This window comes from Acidobacteriota bacterium (assembly GCA_028874215.1).
Lineage (GTDB): Bacteria > Acidobacteriota > UBA6911 > RPQK01 > JAJDTT01 > JAJDTT01.
In genome coordinates, this window is record JAPPLF010000049.1 from 73958 (window position 1) to 92856 (window position 18899).

General features: G+C 61.3%; 11 protein-coding genes. 8 read left to right on the plus strand and 3 right to left on the minus strand.

Annotation, left to right across the window (positions count from 1 at the left end; all coding sequences use genetic code 11):
- Positions 1 to 37: 37 nt before the first annotated feature.
- On the plus strand, positions 38 to 1291 hold the full coding sequence (locus OXT71_09325; GenBank protein MDE2926585.1) for an aminotransferase class V-fold PLP-dependent enzyme: 1254 nt from the start codon (positions 38 to 40) through the stop codon (positions 1289 to 1291).
- A 9-nt stretch (positions 1292 to 1300) separates the two neighbouring features.
- Here OXT71_09325 and OXT71_09330 read toward each other — a convergent pair whose 3' ends face one another.
- The gene (locus OXT71_09330) at positions 1301 to 2353 is read right to left on the minus strand and encodes a Gfo/Idh/MocA family oxidoreductase (GenBank protein ID MDE2926586.1); all 1053 of its coding nucleotides are present in this window, start codon (positions 2351 to 2353) and stop codon (positions 1301 to 1303) included.
- Between the two features lie 94 nt (positions 2354 to 2447).
- On the opposite strand from OXT71_09330, the gene OXT71_09335 reads away from it, so the two are divergent.
- Complete coding sequence (locus OXT71_09335) at positions 2448 to 3719, plus strand: PmoA family protein (GenBank protein ID MDE2926587.1); 1272 nt, start codon at positions 2448 to 2450, stop codon at positions 3717 to 3719.
- Between the two features lie 84 nt (positions 3720 to 3803).
- Here OXT71_09335 and OXT71_09340 read toward each other — a convergent pair whose 3' ends face one another.
- The gene (locus tag OXT71_09340; protein ID MDE2926588.1) at positions 3804 to 5396 is read right to left on the minus strand and encodes an arylsulfatase; all 1593 of its coding nucleotides are present in this window, start codon (positions 5394 to 5396) and stop codon (positions 3804 to 3806) included.
- Positions 5397 to 5602: 206 nt separating this feature from the next.
- On the opposite strand from OXT71_09340, the gene OXT71_09345 reads away from it, so the two are divergent.
- A complete protein-coding gene (locus OXT71_09345; GenBank protein ID MDE2926589.1) occupies positions 5603 to 8086 on the plus strand; it encodes a hypothetical protein in 2484 nt (827 codons plus the stop codon).
- Between the two features lie 37 nt (positions 8087 to 8123).
- On the opposite strand, the gene OXT71_09350 is transcribed toward OXT71_09345, so the two are convergent.
- Positions 8124 to 9719, minus strand: a complete 1596-nt coding sequence (locus OXT71_09350; protein ID MDE2926590.1) for an amidohydrolase family protein — start codon at positions 9717 to 9719, stop codon at positions 8124 to 8126.
- 172 nt (positions 9720 to 9891) lie between these two features.
- Between OXT71_09350 and OXT71_09355 the strand changes: the two genes are divergently transcribed.
- From OXT71_09355 to OXT71_09375, 5 genes are all read left to right on the plus strand, one after another.
- Positions 9892 to 10152, plus strand: coding sequence for an MBL fold metallo-hydrolase (locus tag OXT71_09355; GenBank protein ID MDE2926591.1), 261 nt, complete (start codon positions 9892 to 9894; stop codon positions 10150 to 10152).
- Positions 10149 to 10769, plus strand: a complete 621-nt coding sequence (locus tag OXT71_09360) for an MBL fold metallo-hydrolase (GenBank protein MDE2926592.1) — start codon at positions 10149 to 10151, stop codon at positions 10767 to 10769. The genes OXT71_09355 and OXT71_09360 overlap by 4 nt, the downstream gene beginning before the upstream one ends.
- Before the next feature lie 691 nt (positions 10770 to 11460).
- Positions 11461 to 14733 carry a TonB-dependent receptor gene (locus OXT71_09365; protein MDE2926593.1) on the plus strand — a complete coding sequence of 1091 codons (3273 nt, stop codon included), beginning with the start codon at positions 11461 to 11463 and terminating at the stop codon, positions 14731 to 14733.
- A 198-nt stretch (positions 14734 to 14931) separates the two neighbouring features.
- Positions 14932 to 17409 (plus strand): hypothetical protein, encoded by a 2478-nt coding sequence (locus tag OXT71_09370; GenBank protein ID MDE2926594.1) that lies wholly within the window; start codon positions 14932 to 14934, stop codon positions 17407 to 17409.
- A gap of 171 nt (positions 17410 to 17580) precedes the next feature.
- Positions 17581 to 18687, plus strand: a complete 1107-nt coding sequence (locus OXT71_09375; protein ID MDE2926595.1) for a sialidase family protein — start codon at positions 17581 to 17583, stop codon at positions 18685 to 18687.
- Positions 18688 to 18899: the final 212 nt, after the last annotated feature.

The window sequence follows — 18899 nt, forward strand, 5'->3', positions numbered from 1 at the left end:
CGTCCGAATCGGTTCTTTCCGATCGATGGAGGTGCGAGTGGGCAAGGAACGGGGTTCGGCTCGAACGGGCACCGCCAGCCGCAGACGATTCCTGGAAGGGACGGTGGCGACGCTGGCCGGGAGTTCGGTGCTGGCCGGCGTCGAACCTCGGAGCGATGCCGAACCGGACTGGTCCCGCGTCCGGAAGCAGTTCCTGTTGAAGCCGGGCGCGATCTACCTGAACTGCGCCAGTATCGGCGTCCCTCCGGCGCCGGTGGTGGACGCTCTGAGCCGGAACCGGCGGTCCATGGCCACGGACCCGGTGGGCGCCAAGGAACGTCTGAGCCGCCGGATCATCGAACAGGTCCGTCCCTCTCTGGCCGGGTTTCTCGGGGTGGATTCCCGGGAAGTGGCCATCACCCAGAACGCCAGCCAGGGTCTGCAGAGCATCGCCGCAGGGATTCCCCTGAAACGGGGAGACGAGGTGGTGACCACGAGCCACGAGCACCCGGCCGGGATCCGGCCCTGGAGGCGCCGGGCCCAACGGGACGGGATCGTGGTGCACGAGATCCCCATGCCCAGTCCGCTCCCGCCCAAGGAAGAGATCCTGGAGCGGATCAGTGGCCGCATGACTCCCAGGACCCGGGTTCTCTTCTTCTGTGAGGTCACGCGCGGCGGTTTGCTCAATCCGGTGAAGGAACTCTGCTCGCTCGCCCGGGAGAGAGGGGTGCTCTCTGCGGTGGACGGGGCCCAAGCGGTGGGAATGATGCCGGTCGATCTCCGGGAGCTGGGATGCGATTTCTATGCGGCCAGCCTTCACAAGTGGGTTCTGGCGCCGGCGGGAACCGGCGTGCTCTATGTCCGGCGGGATGTCCAGGGCGAATTCTCTCCCGGGCTCGCGTTGGAGGAGCCCGCGGACGCCAGCCGCTTTCAGATGCCCGGAACTTTCGGGTATTCGGTCCGCGCCAGCCTCGGCGACGCCATCGCTTTTCTCCGGAAAATCGGCCTGGAACGGATCGGGGCGCGAAACCGCGGGTTGTCCGACACGTTGAAAGACCGGCTGGCCAGTCTGTCCCGCGTCCGATTGATCAGTTCCCGGTCGCCCGGTCTGTCCTCACCGGGCATCACCATCTTCGAGGTTCCGGGACATGGCGGAATGAAGCTGAGGGCTGGACTTCAGGAACGGGGCATCGGTGTGGACGACCATGTCCGGGACGGACACGACGCGGTCCGGATCGCCACCCACTTCTTCAATACTCGAGCCGAGATCGACCGCACCCTCTCAGTACTTCGGGAGTTGACCCGGGCGTGAAACCGGAAATCAGGGCAGGGGAAGGCTGACCCGCCGTCCTTCGGCCCAACTGACGTGCGCGGCCTGGCTCAGCTCCATGTAGCGGACTCCGGTCGCGAAATCGATGTAACGGACCCGCTCCCGGCCCCTCACCGCGTTGATGAATTCCTCTTCGGCTCTCCAACCGCCGACCAGATCCGGGTCCACGGGCATCATTGAGTAGCTGCCGCTGTGGCCTTCGCTCCACCAGAGGGTATCCGTCAGGGCATCGTATTTCAGAGTGCCCCGGTCGCCGTGCACGAGCAGCATCGACTCGGGCACATTGCCGGTCACGGCGCTGGACAGAATGGTGCCCACGGCCCCGTTCTCGAATTCCGCCAGGACGGTGATATGGTCCGGAAGCTGAACCTGCACCGTTTCCCCGGTTTCCGGGTCGTCCTTGGAGGCGACAACGATCCGGCCTGCCGCGTCCAGCCAGGAAACGGGTCCGACCCATAGAAGCAGCGTCTCCCACCACTGCCCCAGGGTCACGCAGTTGTATCCGGCCAGCTCCAGGCGCTGTCTCCATCTCAACGGTGCGTCCGGTTGGAGCAGATCGGAGAAGACGTCCCGGACCTCCACGGCGAGCATTCTCCCCAGCCCTCCGGAGTCGATGAACTCCCGGACGGCCCGGTGGTAAGGCAGGCCCAGGGGCGTGGGAACCACTTGGGCCACCAGCTCGGGATGCTCACGGGAAGCTTGGAGCATGGCCTGGGCATCGCTCAGGTCCATTGCCATGCGGGCCTCGCAGAGGACATGCTTTCCCGCCTCCAACGCGGCGCAGGTGACCTCCCGGTGCAGGTAGGGCCAAGTGCCGATGCAGACGGCATCCACCTCCGGGTCCCCGACCACTTCCTGCCAGGAATCGCTGGTCCTGGGGATCCCGAAGTCTCGAGCCACGCTTCGGGAGGACTCGAGACTCCGATTGGCTACCGTCACGACCTCCACGCCGGGGCAGGCCTGGAACCCGGGAATATGTTTTCTGCGTGTGTTGGCGCCGGCCCCGACGAGGCCGACTCGAATCAAGGAATTCTCGTTGCTCATGCTCTCGATCTCTTCCCCAGGGAAATTTCGATTGGCGTTCCTTCGACCACGTTTGAGGGCGCCTATTCTCTCAGAGGAGAAGATTCATTGGGAAGTGCCGGGGCCGGTCTTGCCGCCGCAGGCCAGGACCGATACCGTTGCAATCGTCATGAGCGGATTCGAGAGTCAGAAACGGGTTTTGAGACGGGTGGCCGTGCTGGCCCTCCTGGTCTGGCCGCCCGCCGGGTGCGCCGGGCCGGGTCAGGAGCTTCCTTCAGGCGCCAGAGTTCGCGTTCCCGAAGGCATTCCCGAAGGGTGGTCCTCCCCGGTGGCGGCGGCCTTCGAGAGCCGGGTTCCCCAGGGACGGGTCTTTACCGTAGTGGGGAAAAACCCAAACGGGACGTCGGCTCAGTCGGATCCCGAGACCGGGATTCTATGGCTGATGGGCGATGTGCCCGCAGCCGGGAGTCACTCGGTCAAGCCGGACCCGGGAGAGGCCGCACCGGCCTTCCGAATGGTCTCGGATGACCAGGGATACCTGGTCTCCGAAGGAGACCGCCCGGTACTCTTCTACCAGTCGGCGCCCCGCTCGCTGGACGGACGTTATACGCGGGCCGGCTACGTTCATCCCCTGTACGGCCTCGACGGACAGGTGCTGACCCATGACTTCCCCGACGACCATTTGCATCACCGGGGGATCTTCTGGGCTTGGCATCAACTCTGGGTCGGAGACGAAAAGGCCGGCGACCCATGGCTGACGAAGGACTTCCTGACCGAAGTGGAACACGTCCGATTCCTCGACGGACCATTGTTTTCCGTTCTGGAGGCGACCGCACTTTGGACCTCCCCGCTAGTGAGGGACGACGCCGGTGAATTGGTTCCGCTGGTCCGGGAGCGGGTCCGGATCCAGGTGTTTCGATCCACGCCGGACTCCCAGGTCATCGACTTCCACATTCGATTCCGGGCCCTGGTGGATGGGATCCGTCTCGGCGGTTCGGAGAATCCGCGTGGATATTCCGGCTTCACGGTCCGGGTCCACGCCTCGCCGGACGGCCGCATCCATGACCAGTCGGGAATCCAGGAAGGGGACCGGGTCGGCGAGTCCAGCCCCTGGGCCGATTACAGCGGAACATTCGGGCTGGGCGGCATGATTTCGGGCATCGGCATGTTGACCCATCCCAGCTATCCCGAGTTTCCTCCAAGATGGCTCCTGCGCAACTACGGGATGCAGAATGTCGCCTTTCCCGGCCGTCATCCCGTGGACCTGCCCCGGGGACAGCCTCTGGATCTGCGCCACCGCCTCGTCATTCACCGGGGAGGATTCGAAGAGGCCGAGATCGCCCTGCACCAGAAGGTCTATGAAATGGTCCCGGCCCGGAGTTTCTGACACGTAGATTCGGGAGAGCCGAATCCATTCCGAGACCAACCTGGAAGTCTCCTGTCAAGACATCGATGGCCGTGCGGCCACGTGTCACTTGGCAGGGTCGGATTCACTCGGCTTGGCGTAGGCTGCCACCCTCTTCATCGCTTCGAGTTCGCGCTGCCAGATCGCTTCCAGTGCCTTGACTCTTCCGGGATCGTCCTGAGCCAGGTTTCGAGCCTCGGCACGGTCCGTCGACAGGTCGTACAGCTCCCACGGATCTCCCTTCGAGGCGACCAGCTTCCAATCGCCGGCGCGTACCGCGCGATTTCCTTCGTGCAGCCACCAGAGGAATTCGCGATCGATGGCCTTGTCTTCAGCAAACGTGCCCAGGAGGCTTCGGCCAGGAGCGTCGGGGACGGCCCGGCCGCCCAGACTCGCCGGTTTCCGGATGCCGACGGCGTCCAGGATGGTGGGGACGATGTCGATCACGTGACCCGGAGTGTGCCGGAGCTCGCCGCGGGCCCGGATCCCCTCGGGCCAGTGCGCCACCAGCGGCGTGCTGATGCCGCCTTCGTGGACCCAGGTCTTGTGGCGCCGGAACGGAGTGTTGGAGGCGCTGGAGAAACCGGGGCCGAGACAGAGATAAGTGGCCGCGCTCCCGGGAGGGGCCTCCGGATCGTGACCGCCATGACGCACCATGATCTCGGCGCTGGCGCCGTTGTCGGAGGCGAAAAAGATGAGCGTGTTCCGGAAGGCGCCCATGGCCTTGAGCTGCTCGATCACGCGGCCGATCTCACGATCCATCCGATCCACCATCGCCGCATGGATCGCCATCTTCGTCGCCTGGAAACGCTGTTGTTCCTCCGTCAACTCATTCCACGGCAGCGGGCGGTTGATCTCGCCGGGCCCCAGCTTCCGGAGGGCTTCCGGAAAGTGATACGGGGGTCCGACCTCTCTCTCCAGGTCCGACAGGATCGTATTGACCAGTCCCATCTCTCTTTGCCGGGCGAAGCGTTGCTGCCGCATGACGTCCCAGCCGTCCAGGTACCGGTCCCGGTACCGCGCGATGTCCTGGGGCAGGGCATGGAGAGGGAAGTGGGGCGCGATGAACGCGATGTAGTGAAAGAAGGGTCGATGAGGGTAGGCGTCCGCATGCTCCCGGAGACAGTCGAGGGCGTGGTCGACGGTGGCGGTGGTAGCGTAATACCCGGACTCGTCCGCGGCCGGTTCGATCGGTTGATCGTCGACGGCGTTCCCGGCGGCGGTGAAGAAGTTGCCGTCGTTTCTCATGTCGAGCGAACGATCAAAGCCGCCGTCCAGCACCTTGCCGTCGATATGCCACTTGCCGCTGTGGTAGCTGCGATAGCCCGCCGGTTCCAGCAGGTCGGGCAGCAACGGAGCCCACTCCGGACGGACGGTGACGCCTCCTCCGCAGTGACCGGGCAGCACGTCGCGCCGGACCTGCTGAGCGTAATATCCGGTCAGCAGAGCCGCCCGGGTCGGCCAGCACCGGGTCGTGTTGTAGAACTGGGTGAAACGCAGTCCCCCCGCAGCAAGGGCGTTCAGATTCGGCGTCTCGATTTCGCCGCCGTAGCATCCCAGGTCCGAATACCCCATGTCGTCGGCCAGGATGAAGACGATGTTGGGCGGCCTGGCGGGCGCCTTTGCGGGGCAGCCCTGAGCCGCAATCAGGCCGATCATCAGGAACCCTGCGAGCATGAACCGGTTTCGCAGAATCATGTTCGAATTGTAGATCGGACCCTGATCCAGGGACAATGCGGTCATGGATTGAAGCCGGCTCATCGGCTACGCTGACGACGGGGGACCGGCGGATACGGGAAATTCGTACTAAAGATCGGGGTCTGAAAATGGGAACTTCTTCGAGCTTTGGAGTTTTGAATCCGGGTTTGGCACTTTTCCTGATGATTGCGGCTCTCGGCCTGTCGACCGCCGAAGCCGGCGTACCACTCGATTCCTACCTGGAGGGCGCGGCCCCACCGTCCGAGTTGGTCTCCGGCTTTTCCCTGGCGTTCGAGGGGGATCTGGACCACGCGGTGCAATTCCGGTTGGGTCCGTCGCCGGCGCTCCTGGTTCGTGCCGATCTCACCTTTCCCAACGGAGGATCGACTCGCCGGGAGCGGTACGTTGAAGCCTCAGACGGTCCCCGGCCGGTCAGCTTCGGTCTCGGTCCGCTGCTGGGACACGGTCCCTGGGTGCATCGGCCCAAGCAGTTCTATCCCGGGGAGTACACGCTCAGGGTCTCAGGCCGGGATCCGGTTACGGAAGAAACCGTCTTCCAGACCCTGTTTCGCCTTCCGCCCCAGGAATGGATCTGGGCGGACCTGGATCGGCTCCTTTACATCGACGACGCCGAAGCGGGACTGGATCTGAAACTGCTCCCGGGCGCCCTGGCCGACGAACTTCCGGCAGTGGTGGACCTGGTGGAGCCTTCGACCGGTCAACGAGTCGCCGAGCCCGTTCAGGTGTCGCTGACCCAGCTCAATACGCACGTGACGTTTTCCCTGGACGGCCTGCTGCCGGGGGTCTACCGGGCTCGTGTCCGGTTCCTTCGGGAGGGGAAGGTGTCGCCGGACGGGGTGGTAAGAACCGTCCAACTGTTTCGAAACGGACCGGCGCCGCGCGTGGACGATGCGGCCAGGATCGGCGATGGACCGCAACTCCTGGTGGACGACTACCTGGTGGCCGAGTCGCGCGGTCTCCGGAAAGTGTTTCATCCGGCGCGAAAAGTAACGGACGGTCCCATCCTCTCACCCGACCGTCCCTACGAAGGCCACTCCATCCTGTTGGACAACTCGGCCCGCTACAATCGCGAGAAGAAGCGCTACGAACTGACCTACCGCCACGTCAACTACGACCGGACCCGCTATCACATGCTGGCCGTCTCCCAGGATCTTGTCACCTGGACGAAGCCGGACCTGGGCCGGGTGGAATTCGACGGCTCGCGAGCCAACAACATCCTGGCCGGGTTGAACGTGACCCAACCGGGGGATCTCTTTCCCGGGTTCTCCGGTGTCTGGGATTACAGGCGCCGGGGGAACCCGGACCTGCGCGGGGCCCGCCTGTGGCTCTTCACCGGCCAGCAGACCAGTGATCGCTCGGCCCTGCGCCGAGGCTACTACCTGGTGGTCTGGGACCAGGACGGGAAGAGCTATGTCACCAGCCCCACGCCCGTGTTGGGGCTGGGACAGGGCGGCACCGAAACCATGTCCGTTTCCGGCGACACCACGGCGGCCATGGGCTACGACGAGGCGACCGGAGAGTTCGTGGCCTATACCTCCCCGGGTCCCCCCAACCGGGGGCGCGGCCGGATCCGGTACGACAACTCCACCAAGGCCCGGACCCTGGCCCGTCACGTCACCCGGGACGGCATCAACTGGGAGGCCCGCTACATCTGGGTTCCCGAGGTGTCCGATCCCAATCTCCACAACTACGGCTTCCGGGTGCGACGGCTGGGGGACTCGTACGTGGGGTTCTTCCCCCGCTACAACGTCCGCACCCAGCACTTGGATCTGCAGCTCTGGGTGAGCCGCAACGGCATCCACTGGGAGCAGCCGGGTGGAGAACAGGCATGGCTGGCCAACGGCCCCCCGGGGGCCTTCGACTGGGGTGTCGTCTACCTGCCCACCGGCTGGCACCGGCAGGGCGAACGAACCCGAATTTTCTATCACGGGGGCAACTATCTCCACTTCCACGCCTGGATTCGCGAAAAGCTCTCCGGCTTGTACAGCGGCATGGGGGGGAAGGACGCTCAAGATCTGGTTGCCGACGAGACTTTCGTGGAACGTCCGTACCTGGCGCCTCCCTCGACGAAGGGCTTCTCCTGGTCTCTGATGCCCTCGGCTTGGAGCTGGAGACGGGGAACTCATGGCACGGTTGAAGATGCCAGGAGCCGTTTCTGGGCGGATTTGACCGCCAACACCGGAGAAACGCCGGAGTCGTTCCTTGCCAAAAGCCCCGACTACCGGATCTGGCCCGGTCTGGCCGAGTTCCGGACCAACGGATTCGTCTCCCGGAGAGCCAAGCGGGACGTGGGGGTCCTGACCACCCACCCCCTGGTCTTCCAGGGCCGGCTCCTCACGGTCAACGCCCAGGTGCCTCAAGGAGATCTGAAGGTGGAGGTGTTGGATGCCGAGGGAACTCCCCTTGAGGGGTATACTCAGGCGGACTGCGTTCTCGGCAGATTCGACGGTGTCCAACAGCCGGTCCGTTGGAGGCATCAGGAAGACCTGGCAGAGTTGGCCGGCCGTCCCGTGCGCTTGCGGTTCTATCTCCGGGAGGGAGACCTTTACGCCTTCCAGATCCACCACGCGGAACCCGCCGCGGACGAACTGATCGAGCCGTTTCCCGACTCCCGGTTCATGTCGTTCTGAATCGGGTTTCCGGGACCGACCGGCGCCGCAGGGGACCCTATCCGCTGCGCAGCACCCGTCCCGTCCTGGCCCCGGTCAGCCGTCCCGACTCCAGGACCGGCGTTCCGTTGACCAGGACGTGGACCATTCCCCGGCAGACCTGGTTCGGGTGGAATGTCGTTCCGCAGTCGGTGAAGGCCTCGGGATCGAAGATGGCCAGATCGGCCCAGATGCCCTTCCGGATCGTGCCCCGGTCCGTGACACCCAGGCGCGCGGCGGGGAATGAAGTCATGCGGCGGACGGCTTCCTGGGGAGTGAGCAGACCCTTGTCCCGGACGAAGGTGCGGTAGAAGTAGCCGGCCCAGGTGTAGGCGCCGTGAAAGGTCTCGTTCTTCAGGGGGCCGTCCGGCGCCAGCGCGATGGCGTCGGAGCCGGGCATGCAGTGGGGACTGGCGAAGGGCAGGTGGAGGTCCGCCACTTCGTAGGCGAAGCAGATGACCATGGTGGCGTGCAGGTCGTCGATCTCGGCCAGCAGGATTTCGCAGACCGCGTCGAAGATCTCCAGGTTCCAGGTCTCGGCGATCTCGGCCAGGCTTTTCTGGGAGATCTCCGGCAGCGCGCGGCTGTGGAAGACCACGATGCGGTTCCAGTCCCGTTGAGCCAGAGAGACGATGATGCTGTGGTGCGCGCTCATCTTCTTGCGGATCCGGGGGTCCTTGAGCCGTTCGGCGATGGCCCCGGGTCCTCCCTCCAAGGCCCATTGGGGAAGCATGGTGCTGAGGTTGGTGGTGCCGAAGATGCGCGTGTGCTGGTCGAAGGTGACGTCCTGGCCGCGCGCGCGGGCGTCCTCCACCTGGTCGAGGGCCTGCTGGACCGCCCAGTGGCTGTCCGGCGCCAGCCGGGCCACGGTGGCGATGTGCGAGATCTGCAGCGGGATCCGGGCCGCCGCGGCCGTCCGGATCGCCTCGGCGATGGTCTCCCTGGCCTCGCCCGCCCGGTTCCGGGTGTGGGTGGCGTAGAAGCCGCCCGCCTTCCGGGCCACCCGGCACAGGGCCGCCACCTCCTCTTCACTGGCGCCCTGCTCGCAGTTGTACTCCAGCCCGGTGGAGTATCCGTACGCCCCTTCCTCCAGGGCCTGGGCAAGCAACTTCTCCATCTGCCTCAACTCCCCCGGGTCGGCAGGACGGTCCGCCAGGCCCAGCGTGGCCAGGCGCAGGTTGCCGTTGGCGGCCAGGGTGGCGACGTTGAGGGCCGGTTCGAGGGACTCCAGGTGGTCCAGGTACTGGGCCATGGTCTTCCAGGGGATGCCCAGGGAGGACTGGTAGCCGTAGATGTTGCTGGCCGCCAAGTCCACGCTCTCCACCGGGGCGCAGCCGTGGCCGCAGTTTCCGATCACCTCAAGGGTCACCCCCTGGCTGACGGCGCTGACCGCCCGCGGGTCCACCACCAGGGAGTAGTCGGAATGGCTGTGGATGTCGATGAAACCGGGCGCGACGAAGAGGCCGGAGGCGTCGAGCCGGGGGACGTCGGAGACGGATCCGAGATCTCCGACGTCCGAGATCCTGCCCTGGGAGACTGCCACGTCGGCGCGTCTTGGCGGGGCGCCGGTCCCGTCCAGCAGGGTTCCGTTGGAGATGACCAGTTGGGGCGGCATTGGCGGGTCAGACCAAGGTCAGGAGTCGGGTTGCATTCGGCACAAGGATAGTTTCGATCTCGTCGCCGGTAAAGCTCCGAGGCACTTGCAGGAGCCGTCCTGCAAGGGAAGAATCCAATGGCAACCCATTTTCGGGACATGCCTTGATCTGCAGCGTCAGGGAGACAGCCGAGTGAGACTGACTCTACTGGGGACCGGGACTCCGACACCTTCAGTCAAGCGGGCCGGTTCGGGCTACCCGGTGGAAACCGAGTCGGAATGTTTCGTGTTCGACTGCGGTCCCGGTTCCTACCGCCGTTTTCTGGAGACGGGGAAAGAGCCGACCGAGATCACACAACTTTTCACAACCCATTGGCATTACGATCATTGCATCGACCTTCCGCACTACGTTCTTCAGCGCTGGGACAAGGGGCGGGGAAAATTCCCGAGTTGAAGATTTATGGTCCCCGGCCGATCCGGCGAATCGCAAAAGCCCTATTCGAAAAAGACGGGATCTTCGATTCCGATATGGAGGCCAGGACCCGGAACGAAATGAGCGTGGCGATCTATCGCGCCCGCGGCGGAACCGGGGCGAGAGAACGTCCGCGGCCCGTCATTGCCGAAGCGGAAAGTGGATCCGAGTTCCGGGGAGACGACTGGATGGTCCGGGCTATCGAAGTTTCCCATGTTCAACCATACTTTGCCTATCGATTGGAATCGGAAGGGCGATCTCTGGTCTACAGTGGAGACTCCGGGCCCACCGATCGAATGGTCTCCTTTTGCGAACGTGCCGACGTGCTCATTCACATGTGCCACTACCTTTCCGGCACGGAACTCAACGAGGCCATGGCGAGGGGTTGTGGGAGCCCCGGAATGATCGGCGCTCTGGCCCGGGATGCGGGCGTCAAAATAGTCGTTCTGACCCATTTCACGGGACAGATCGACGGACCGGGCGTGCGGGAACAGGTCATCTCGGAGGTTCATGAGATTTTTCAGGGCACCGTCATATTTGGCGAAGATCTGATTGTGGTCTCCCGGGAATCGATGGGTCGCGCGGGTATGCTTCTCTGACCCGCATTTCTGAATGGAGAACGCGGCAATGATCAGCGGGGGACCGTCCAGGCGGCCATTGGGTCGTCGAGAACCGCAACCTCCGCCTCCCGGACACCACAGTCGGCGAAGCTGCGTGTCCGAGGCATACGGGTACCGGGACGCCCAACAATGCGATCGTCACCCAGACGGTGCTGGAGATTATCTTCCATCGCGGTTTCCCACAGGTTCAAGCCGCAGTCCAACACTTCTCGATGAAACGGAGCAAAGCGATCCGTGCGGTCACCGCATGCGGCTCAGTTCGCTTCCTGAGCTGTCTCCGATCACAACTCCACCTCCCGCCCCCCGGATCTTGGGATCCTCCGGCTCGGTCCCGACCGTTGTGGCCCCATCCGGGCCCAAACTGGTTCCTTCCGGCCGGACTGGATCAGAGGTCAATGGCTACCAGCCCCGGATCACTTGGCGACCTCGGCCAAGGATCCTGGGGAACTTATCTCCCTTCCCCTTCGCGTTGTGGAGGACACTCCACAAATGACAAGCGTGAGATCATCCTGGGGAAAAATCGAAACATACTTGACAGTAGAAAATTTCTAATTTAGAATCTCCCCGAATTTCGGAGCCTACAATATATAATTTATAAGGTGTCTCTGGTCGACCTTCGGCGAGAGTGCAGGTCATCCGCCAATCCCAGGCTTTTTCAGGAGGGGTAGAGATGAGAAGCCATTACACAGCTAACCGTGGCATCTGGTGTCTGAACTGGCTGGTCGCAATTTGGGTTGTGGTCGGCGGTTCTGCTTTGCTCTGGGGACAAAGTAGCCAAAGCTTTGTGGGAACGGTAAAGGATGATTCGGGAGGTGTGATTCCCGGAGTGGAGGTAACTGCCCGCCACACGGCAACCGATCAGACACGCACGGTTGTCACCAACGATACCGGGGACTACCTCATCGCCCAGCTGACCAACATCGGTGCCTATGAGATTCGTGCTGAGATGGCCGGATTCAAAGCTGCTGTCGCTCAGAATGTATTGTTGGAAACAGGCAGCACGGTGCGTGTCGACCTGACCATGGAAGTCGGGGCCGTAGCCGAAGTGGTCACCGTAAGTGCAGGGACCCAGCTTGTGCGGTCGGAGACATCCAGCCTGGAAATAATCGTCAAGGACCGTGAAATTACCGAGTTGCCGCTCTTCGGTCGAAACTTTTTAGACTTGACCAAGACCACCGCCGGAGTTTCCACTCGGGCACCCGCAGCAATGGGGTATCAGGAAACCAATCTCGTCGTGGGTGCGGCCCGTGCCCGTGACAACGAGTACAGTATCGACGGCATCCGCTCCATGGATGATCACAACGCGGACATGGCCGTTAAGCCCCCGCTCGACTCGATTGCCGAGTTCGAGCTGGTTCGCAACCTTTACGCGGCTGAACACGGGAGGGCCATGGGGGCCATTGTCAATGTTCGAACCAAGTCGGGAAGCAATGACTTCCACGGAAGCGTCTACTGGTTTTCCCGCCGCGGAGACTGGGCGGCCATTCCCTATTTCGCGGCATCCAAGCCGGTGTACGAGCAGGACGATTATGGAGGCAGTATTGGTGGCCCCGTTTGGGTACCGGGTTTGTACGACGGAACCGGCAAGACATTTTTCTTTTACAACTTTGAGAAGTTTCGAAGCCCCAGCGAGGACGTCAAGCGAGGTTACATGTTGGACGACGCCGAGTTGGCAGGGGACTTCTCCCAGTCCCCGTGGGGTCTGCCGGTGGATCCCTATACCAAGGAACCGTACCCCAACGGAGTGATTCCTTCATCGCAATTCAGTGCGGCGACGCAGAACATGCTCCAGATCCTGCCTCGTCCCAACCAGGGATTCGATGGTGCCTATAACTACAATGGCAACTTCGACGCCAGTACGTTTGAGCCGAAACACGTTATCCGAATCGACCACAGTTTCTCTGACGATTTCTCCATCTTCAGCTCAACCTTATGGACGACACGCGCGGGAGTGGTCGCCCCGGCCATCGATTGTGGCGCTGGTTGCGAACGTGCCAGCGACCTTTCCAATAACACCGACAATGTCAATTCGGTGCTGGGAGGGGCGTGGAGTATCACCCCGGAAGTGATCTGGGAGGGTCGTGCGGGCTATGCCTTTCACAAGGGAGGTTATGCCCAGACCAACAGGTCTGAGAATTATGCCAAGAACTTTGGTATGGCCTTTCATCCGTCCGATGAAGACACGCATCTTCACGGCGTCCCCCGCGTCAATGTGAGGGGCTTCGGCTCCTACTTCGGACTCTGGGCGACGCCGTTCAATGAACGGATGTCTTATAACTACCAAGTCTCTAACTCGCTCAGCGTCCACCACGGGAATCACTTCATCAAGATAGGGGCAGACCTGCTCCAGGATCGTCACCGCGCGATCGGGGCGTGCGGTTCAACCGGGCAGTACTGGCTGGGCTGGGGCACCGACAACGGGACCACGAACCAAGCCGCCGACTTCCTCATCGGCGACTATAATTTCGCCGGCTTTCAGTTCACTCCCCAGTGGAGAAAGAGCAAGAGGTGGAGAATTTCGTTCTTCATTCAGGACGATTGGAAGGTGAACCCCAGACTGACCGTCAACATCGGTCTGCGCCATGACTGGTTTGCTCCGTTTGGTCCTATCGGCAATGCCCGGATAGCCCGTTACGACCTCGTCACCGATGAAGTAATTTATCCGGCCGATGCCCATGACCAGATGACCCCCGATGAGCGGGCAGCATTGCTGTTCCCCCACCGGTTCGACGGCCCCGCGCAGACCTTCTTCGACGAGGACAAAGACAGTTTTGGACCTCGACTCGGAATCGCCTATCGTCCCTTCGGAACCGGCAATATGGTCGTCCGCGCCGGATACGGTATCTTTTACGGAAGCCCTCAGGGCTTTGCCGTCAATCGAAATTCGTCTTCAGTGGCTCCCTGGCAGGCGTGGCTCAATCTTGGAGCCTTTGGCACTACGGGTGGTCGCGTCTTCCTCTGGGACGAGCTACAGCCAGAGGTGTCAAGGCTGCAATACTTGACCGTCGGCAACATCCGCATGCCGGAAAACGGATTTCATAATCCCTATATGCAGCACTGGAACCTGACGATCCAAAAGGAACTGCCGGGCAGTCTGGCAGCGGAAGTGGGCTACATCGGCTCCCGCGGAGTTCATCTCGAGTTCGAGCACAGGGGACAGAAATTCGCATCCCTGTACGGATACGACAATTTCACACTGGGTAACGGACTCCGGATCAGCTCCAGTGGTCACGATAGCAAATATCATGCCATTCAGATGACGCTGGAGCGGCGCTTTGCGGCGGGACTCTCGTTTCGTACCAACTACACATTGGGTAGTCTGCATAATGATACACCGGAACATTTCGATACCACGGTCGGCGCCGCTGTGGAGGTCCGGAAGGAGGAGGAATGGGGTCGAGGCCAAGGCCATATGACACATATCGTCAATCTGTCGGGAATCTACGAGCTGCCGTTCGGTCGGCAGCGGCTGTGGGGCGGCGATTGGAATCGCATAATTGACGCTGTCCTGGGAGGCTGGAAGGTGAATTTCCTCCTCGACGCCAATTCCGGAGCACCCGTAAATGTGCTTTGGGGTGGTGTGCTGCGGCCGGATTGGGCACCGAACAAGGGGCCGGACAGACTACCGAAGCCGAGCCGACAGCGATGGGTTGATCCCACCCATTTTACGGCCCGGTCCGGAACAGGTCAGGGAAATGTGGGACGTAACATCATCGACGGACCCAACTTCGTCAACTTGGACTTTGGGATTTCGAAACTCTTCGCCATTCCGGGTACCGAGACCCATACGGCGGAAGTACGCGTTGAGATGGCCAACGCTACGAATCATCCGAATCTGTTCGTCCCGAGCCAGCGGATCGATGTCTCACAACCCGGAACCGTTACGCTGCGGAATGCCTATCCCATGCGGCGCATACAATTGGGTATCCGATACGCGTTCTGATGGGGCCTGCTGCGCTGCCGCCGGTGAATCTGCAGACTAGATCCCAATTGCAGCGGGCGGGGTGACAGCTTCGCAGAAAAACGAGGTGTGAGCGAATCGACAACACCCTGCCATCACGACATAACTCCAAGATTTCGTATACTCATACCGCCTCGTCTCTCTGATAGGAACGGCGGAAGCTCCACGTCCCACGGCGGAGTGCGCTTCTCCGCAGGTATCGGCACAGCGTCCGTTTACTTGCTTCTTTGGGTCTGCTGGCTGAGCTTCGTCCTGTCCATGGCGTGGGTTGGTGCCGCGCCCACAGCGTCAATCACCCAGCAGGATGAACGTCGGGAACAGGCGGTTTTCATCCTGCGTCAGGCATTGGAAGAAGGCCGCCAGTGGACCAAAGTGCGAGCCGCGGAGGCACTGCTCTGGAATGGCTACTCCGTGGGAGTCAAGGACGCGCTGGAAAAGGAATTGGCCAGCGCGGGTCCCTTCTATCGCATCGGGTTGTGGAGAGCGCTGGCTAAAGCGCAAGGCAATGATCAAGCGGCCGCCAAAAGGTATGTCGGAAAGATCCGCGATGCCTTTCTGGATGTCCAAGGTGTTGACCGAGTGCATGCCGTGGAAGCGCTGGCCAAACTGGGCTACTCCGAGAGGCCGGCGGAACTCCTACAGGTCGCGAGCGAAGAAACAGGCTCTTTTCGCGCCTTCGCCCGGTGGGCCTTGGCCAACTCAGGGGACGCTGACGATGAAGGGGCTCTGGCTGAGCTTCTGGATTTTTCGGACGGGCGCGCCAACGTCAGTTACGCATTCCGAAACCTGAAAAAGATCCAGCCCACTACCTTGGCTCGATTAGAAAGAGTCGCGTTCAGCGCATCCTCCGAGGACCGCAGCCGAGTCTATGCCCTGGGCGCCGGTTTCGTCCATTCCTCCGGAGAACGGAGGTCGAAGGCTCGGCAGGAGCTGTTGAAATACCTCACAACGGGGAACACGGCGCAGAAAGTCGAAGTGTGCGGCGCCCTTGGAGCTTCGGGAGATCGGCAAGATGAGGGTGTGCTGGAAGCCCTGTTGAGGAGCGGAGACATCGATGTGCGCGTCGGCGCCGCCAACGCCCTCTTGCGTATCGAACGCCGGCAACATCGGGGTTTAAGTTGGCTGGATTGGGCCGTGATGCTTTTTTACGGCTCTGCGGTATTGGGGGTCGGATGGTTTCTATCGCGCAAGTTGAAAAGTACCGAGGAATTTTTTGTCGGCGGACGAAACATGAATTCCTTCGCCATTGGCATATCCCTTTTCGCCACTCTGCTCAGCACGGTTTCCTACCTGGCTCATCCCGGGGAGATGATCAAACATGGCCCCGTAGTTCTCGCCAGTGTGGCCATGATCCCGCTCATCTATGTCATCGTCGGCTACGGCCTGATTCCGTATCTGGTGCGTCTGCCCGTCACCAGCGCCTACGAGATCCTGGAAGGCCGGCTCGGAACCCGGATCCGATTGCTGGGGTCGTTCATTTTCATTGTCACCCGGCTGGTATGGATGGCGCTGATGATTTACCTCACCGGAAGAGTCATGGTCGTGGTGTTAGGTTGGTCTCTGGAAACTCTCCCTTATATCGTGATCGTGGCTGGATTCGTCACCGTGATCTACACGGCACTGGGCGGCCTGCGTGCCGTGGTGATCACCGACGTGACCCAGTTTTTCATTCTTTTCGGGGGGGCGGTTCTCACGATTGCGTTGATCAATCGTGAACTGGGCAGCTTTTATGCTTGGTTTCCAACGTCCTGGGCCCCCAACTGGGACGTTCAGCCCGTTTTCTCCTTGGACCCGGCAGTACGCGCCACTGTTGTGGGCGCCTTTCTGAACAGCCTGATCTACTGGATCTGTACGGCCGGTTCCGACCAACTGGCGATTCAACGCTATTTGGCCACCCGGGACGCCACGGCGGCACGACGCGCTTTCCTGGTCAACTCCGTGGCCGGCATCTTCATTACCGTGGTCCTGGCGTTAGTCGGATTTGCGCTGCTTGGCTTTTTCAGTGTGAATCCGCACCTCATTCCCGACGGTCAAAGTCTGCTTGAAGATGCCGACTATATATTTCCGCACTACGTTGCAAACTATCTCCCTATCGGCTTGGCCGGATTGGTCATTGTGGCAATGTTTGCTGCCGTGATGTCCAGTCTTGATTCTGGGATCAACTCTGTTTCTACGGTCATCATGGTCGATTTCCTCAATCGGTCCAATAGGGGCACGGAAAGACATCACCTGGCGACAGCGCGCTATCTCACTGTGGGCATTGGAGTAGCCGTAGTCTTGATCAGTTCCATCATCGACAAGGTGCCCGGTAACATCCAGGAGGTGGCAGTCAAGACCAACTACCTCTTTCTCGTCCCCCTGTTCATTCTCTTTTTTCTGGCCTTGTTCGTATCCTTTGCCACCCCTTTTGGGGCGGCGTTTGGAGCCATTTACAGTTTTTTGGCAGGCGCTCTGATCGCGTTCTGGGACGTGTTGACCGGCCAGCCCGGTGTGAGCTTTCAATGGATTGCCGTCGTTTCCTTACTGGCGGGCCTGATCTTTGGCCCGCTCTTAAGCATGCTTCCGACGCGCGAAAAAGGCTGGAAGACAAATCTCATGTGGGGCAGTTTAGCCCTATTGCCCTGGCTGCTGATTTCTTACCTGGTGGCGGGACACTGAAGAATAGAGGAGTATTCGGGAAAGCAAGCCGCTGTGGTGGTTCGACTGAACCACCGCCAAAGGGTCGCAAGAAGCGACTGGGCGAATCCGCGGAGCGCGACGTGAGGAACCACCGCAGATCGTCGGGCAATTTCCTGACTTTAATTGTCACGTGGTCGTGGAGGGTGATCGGTGAAGAGAGTTGAAATATTTTCAGAGGGCTATTTCTTAAGCCAGCCGGACGAAAACGGAGCCTATCCCAGGCACTGCCAGATCGTCCGCTTGGCGGACGACACTTTGATTGCGTCCGTCGGATTCCACCTCGAAATCGGAACCGGGCGCAGTTATAGCCGGATCTTCCGCTCTGACGATCGGGGGAGCAGTTGGCAAGATCAGGGCCCGATGTGGGACTGGCATTCGTCCGGGAAGAGCGGTCGGCTCAATGTGAGCCGGACCCGGAACGGGAAGTTGCTGGGATTAGGGATGCTCTGGGACACTCCCGCTGCCGGCGAGACCTACTATGACCGCAAGACTGGGGGAGCTTCCCACACTGAGCTGATCTTCTCCGTCTCAGATGATCAGGGTGTCAGCTGGAGTCCTGTCAGGTCCATTCCCATGTGTTATCCCGAGCCTCCCGAAGTGGGCGGAGTGATTTGTGCCACCCGGCAAGGAGACTGGCTGGCTCCTTTCGCGCCCTGGCTGGATCACACCGGCACGAACGCCAATCAGGGAAAAGCGGCCGTCATGATAAGCCATGATCAGGGAGAGAGTTGGCCCGATTTTGCCGAATTCATGGAGGATCCTTCCGGGAAAATTGCCTACCAAGAGGTGTGGGTGGAAGAGATGGCCGACGGCGGACTTCTCGGCATTGCTTATGCTCGTGATATGGAAGCGGGTGAAGACCTGCCTGTTCAATACAGTATTTCCCGGGACGGGGGCAAGAGCTTCTGCTCCAATCGATCCACCACGCTGATCGGCCAGACGACCGCTGTTCACGCACTCCCAGATGGCCGGGTAGCCTGTGCTTTCAACCGGCGGTACGGCAATCCTCCCGGTGTTGGGTTTGCCACCGCCCGTCCCGACGAAAAAGGTTTTCATCTTGAGTTCGAAGAAATCCTCTGGAAGGCAGTCGCCGGTTTCCGGGAGGAGGATCAGGATACGGAGGCCATGTACTGGGCCGACTTTGCCTTCGGAGAGCCCCGAATTGCGACCTTTTCTGACGGGTCTTTTTTCGTTGGGTTCTGGTGTCACGAGAAGGACATCCACGGTAGCCGTTACTGCCACTTCCGGCTTCGCTGACCGGAAGGGACTCCGAGTGAGAGCCTCGGCTGCGGCTGTTTCAGGAGTTGGCCACCAATTTGGGGCCAAGAATCAGATTCCACGCCAGTTGATTCGAAATGACCAACGAGCTTTCGAATAGTTCGTATTTTCGTAAGGGAGGGAACGGTGGACTCTACAAGGAAGAACCGGTATCGGAGTAACCTGGAAGAACAGTCCAGCCGGCGCGAATT

Bases quoted from the DNA above. Each gene is read 5' to 3' on its own strand.
- OXT71_09330 (MDE2926586.1), bottom strand. From the start codon at position 2,353: ATGAGCAACGAGAATTCCTTGATTCGAGTCGGCCTCGTCGGGGCCGGC.
- OXT71_09340 (MDE2926588.1), bottom strand. From the start codon at position 5,396: ATGATCGGCCTGATTGCGGCTCAGGGCTGCCCCGCAAAGGCGCCCGCC.
- OXT71_09350 (MDE2926590.1), bottom strand. From the start codon at position 9,719: ATGCCGCCCCAACTGGTCATCTCCAACGGAACCCTGCTGGACGGGACC.
- OXT71_09365 (MDE2926593.1), top strand. From the start codon at position 11,461: ATGAGAAGCCATTACACAGCTAACCGTGGCATCTGGTGTCTGAACTGG.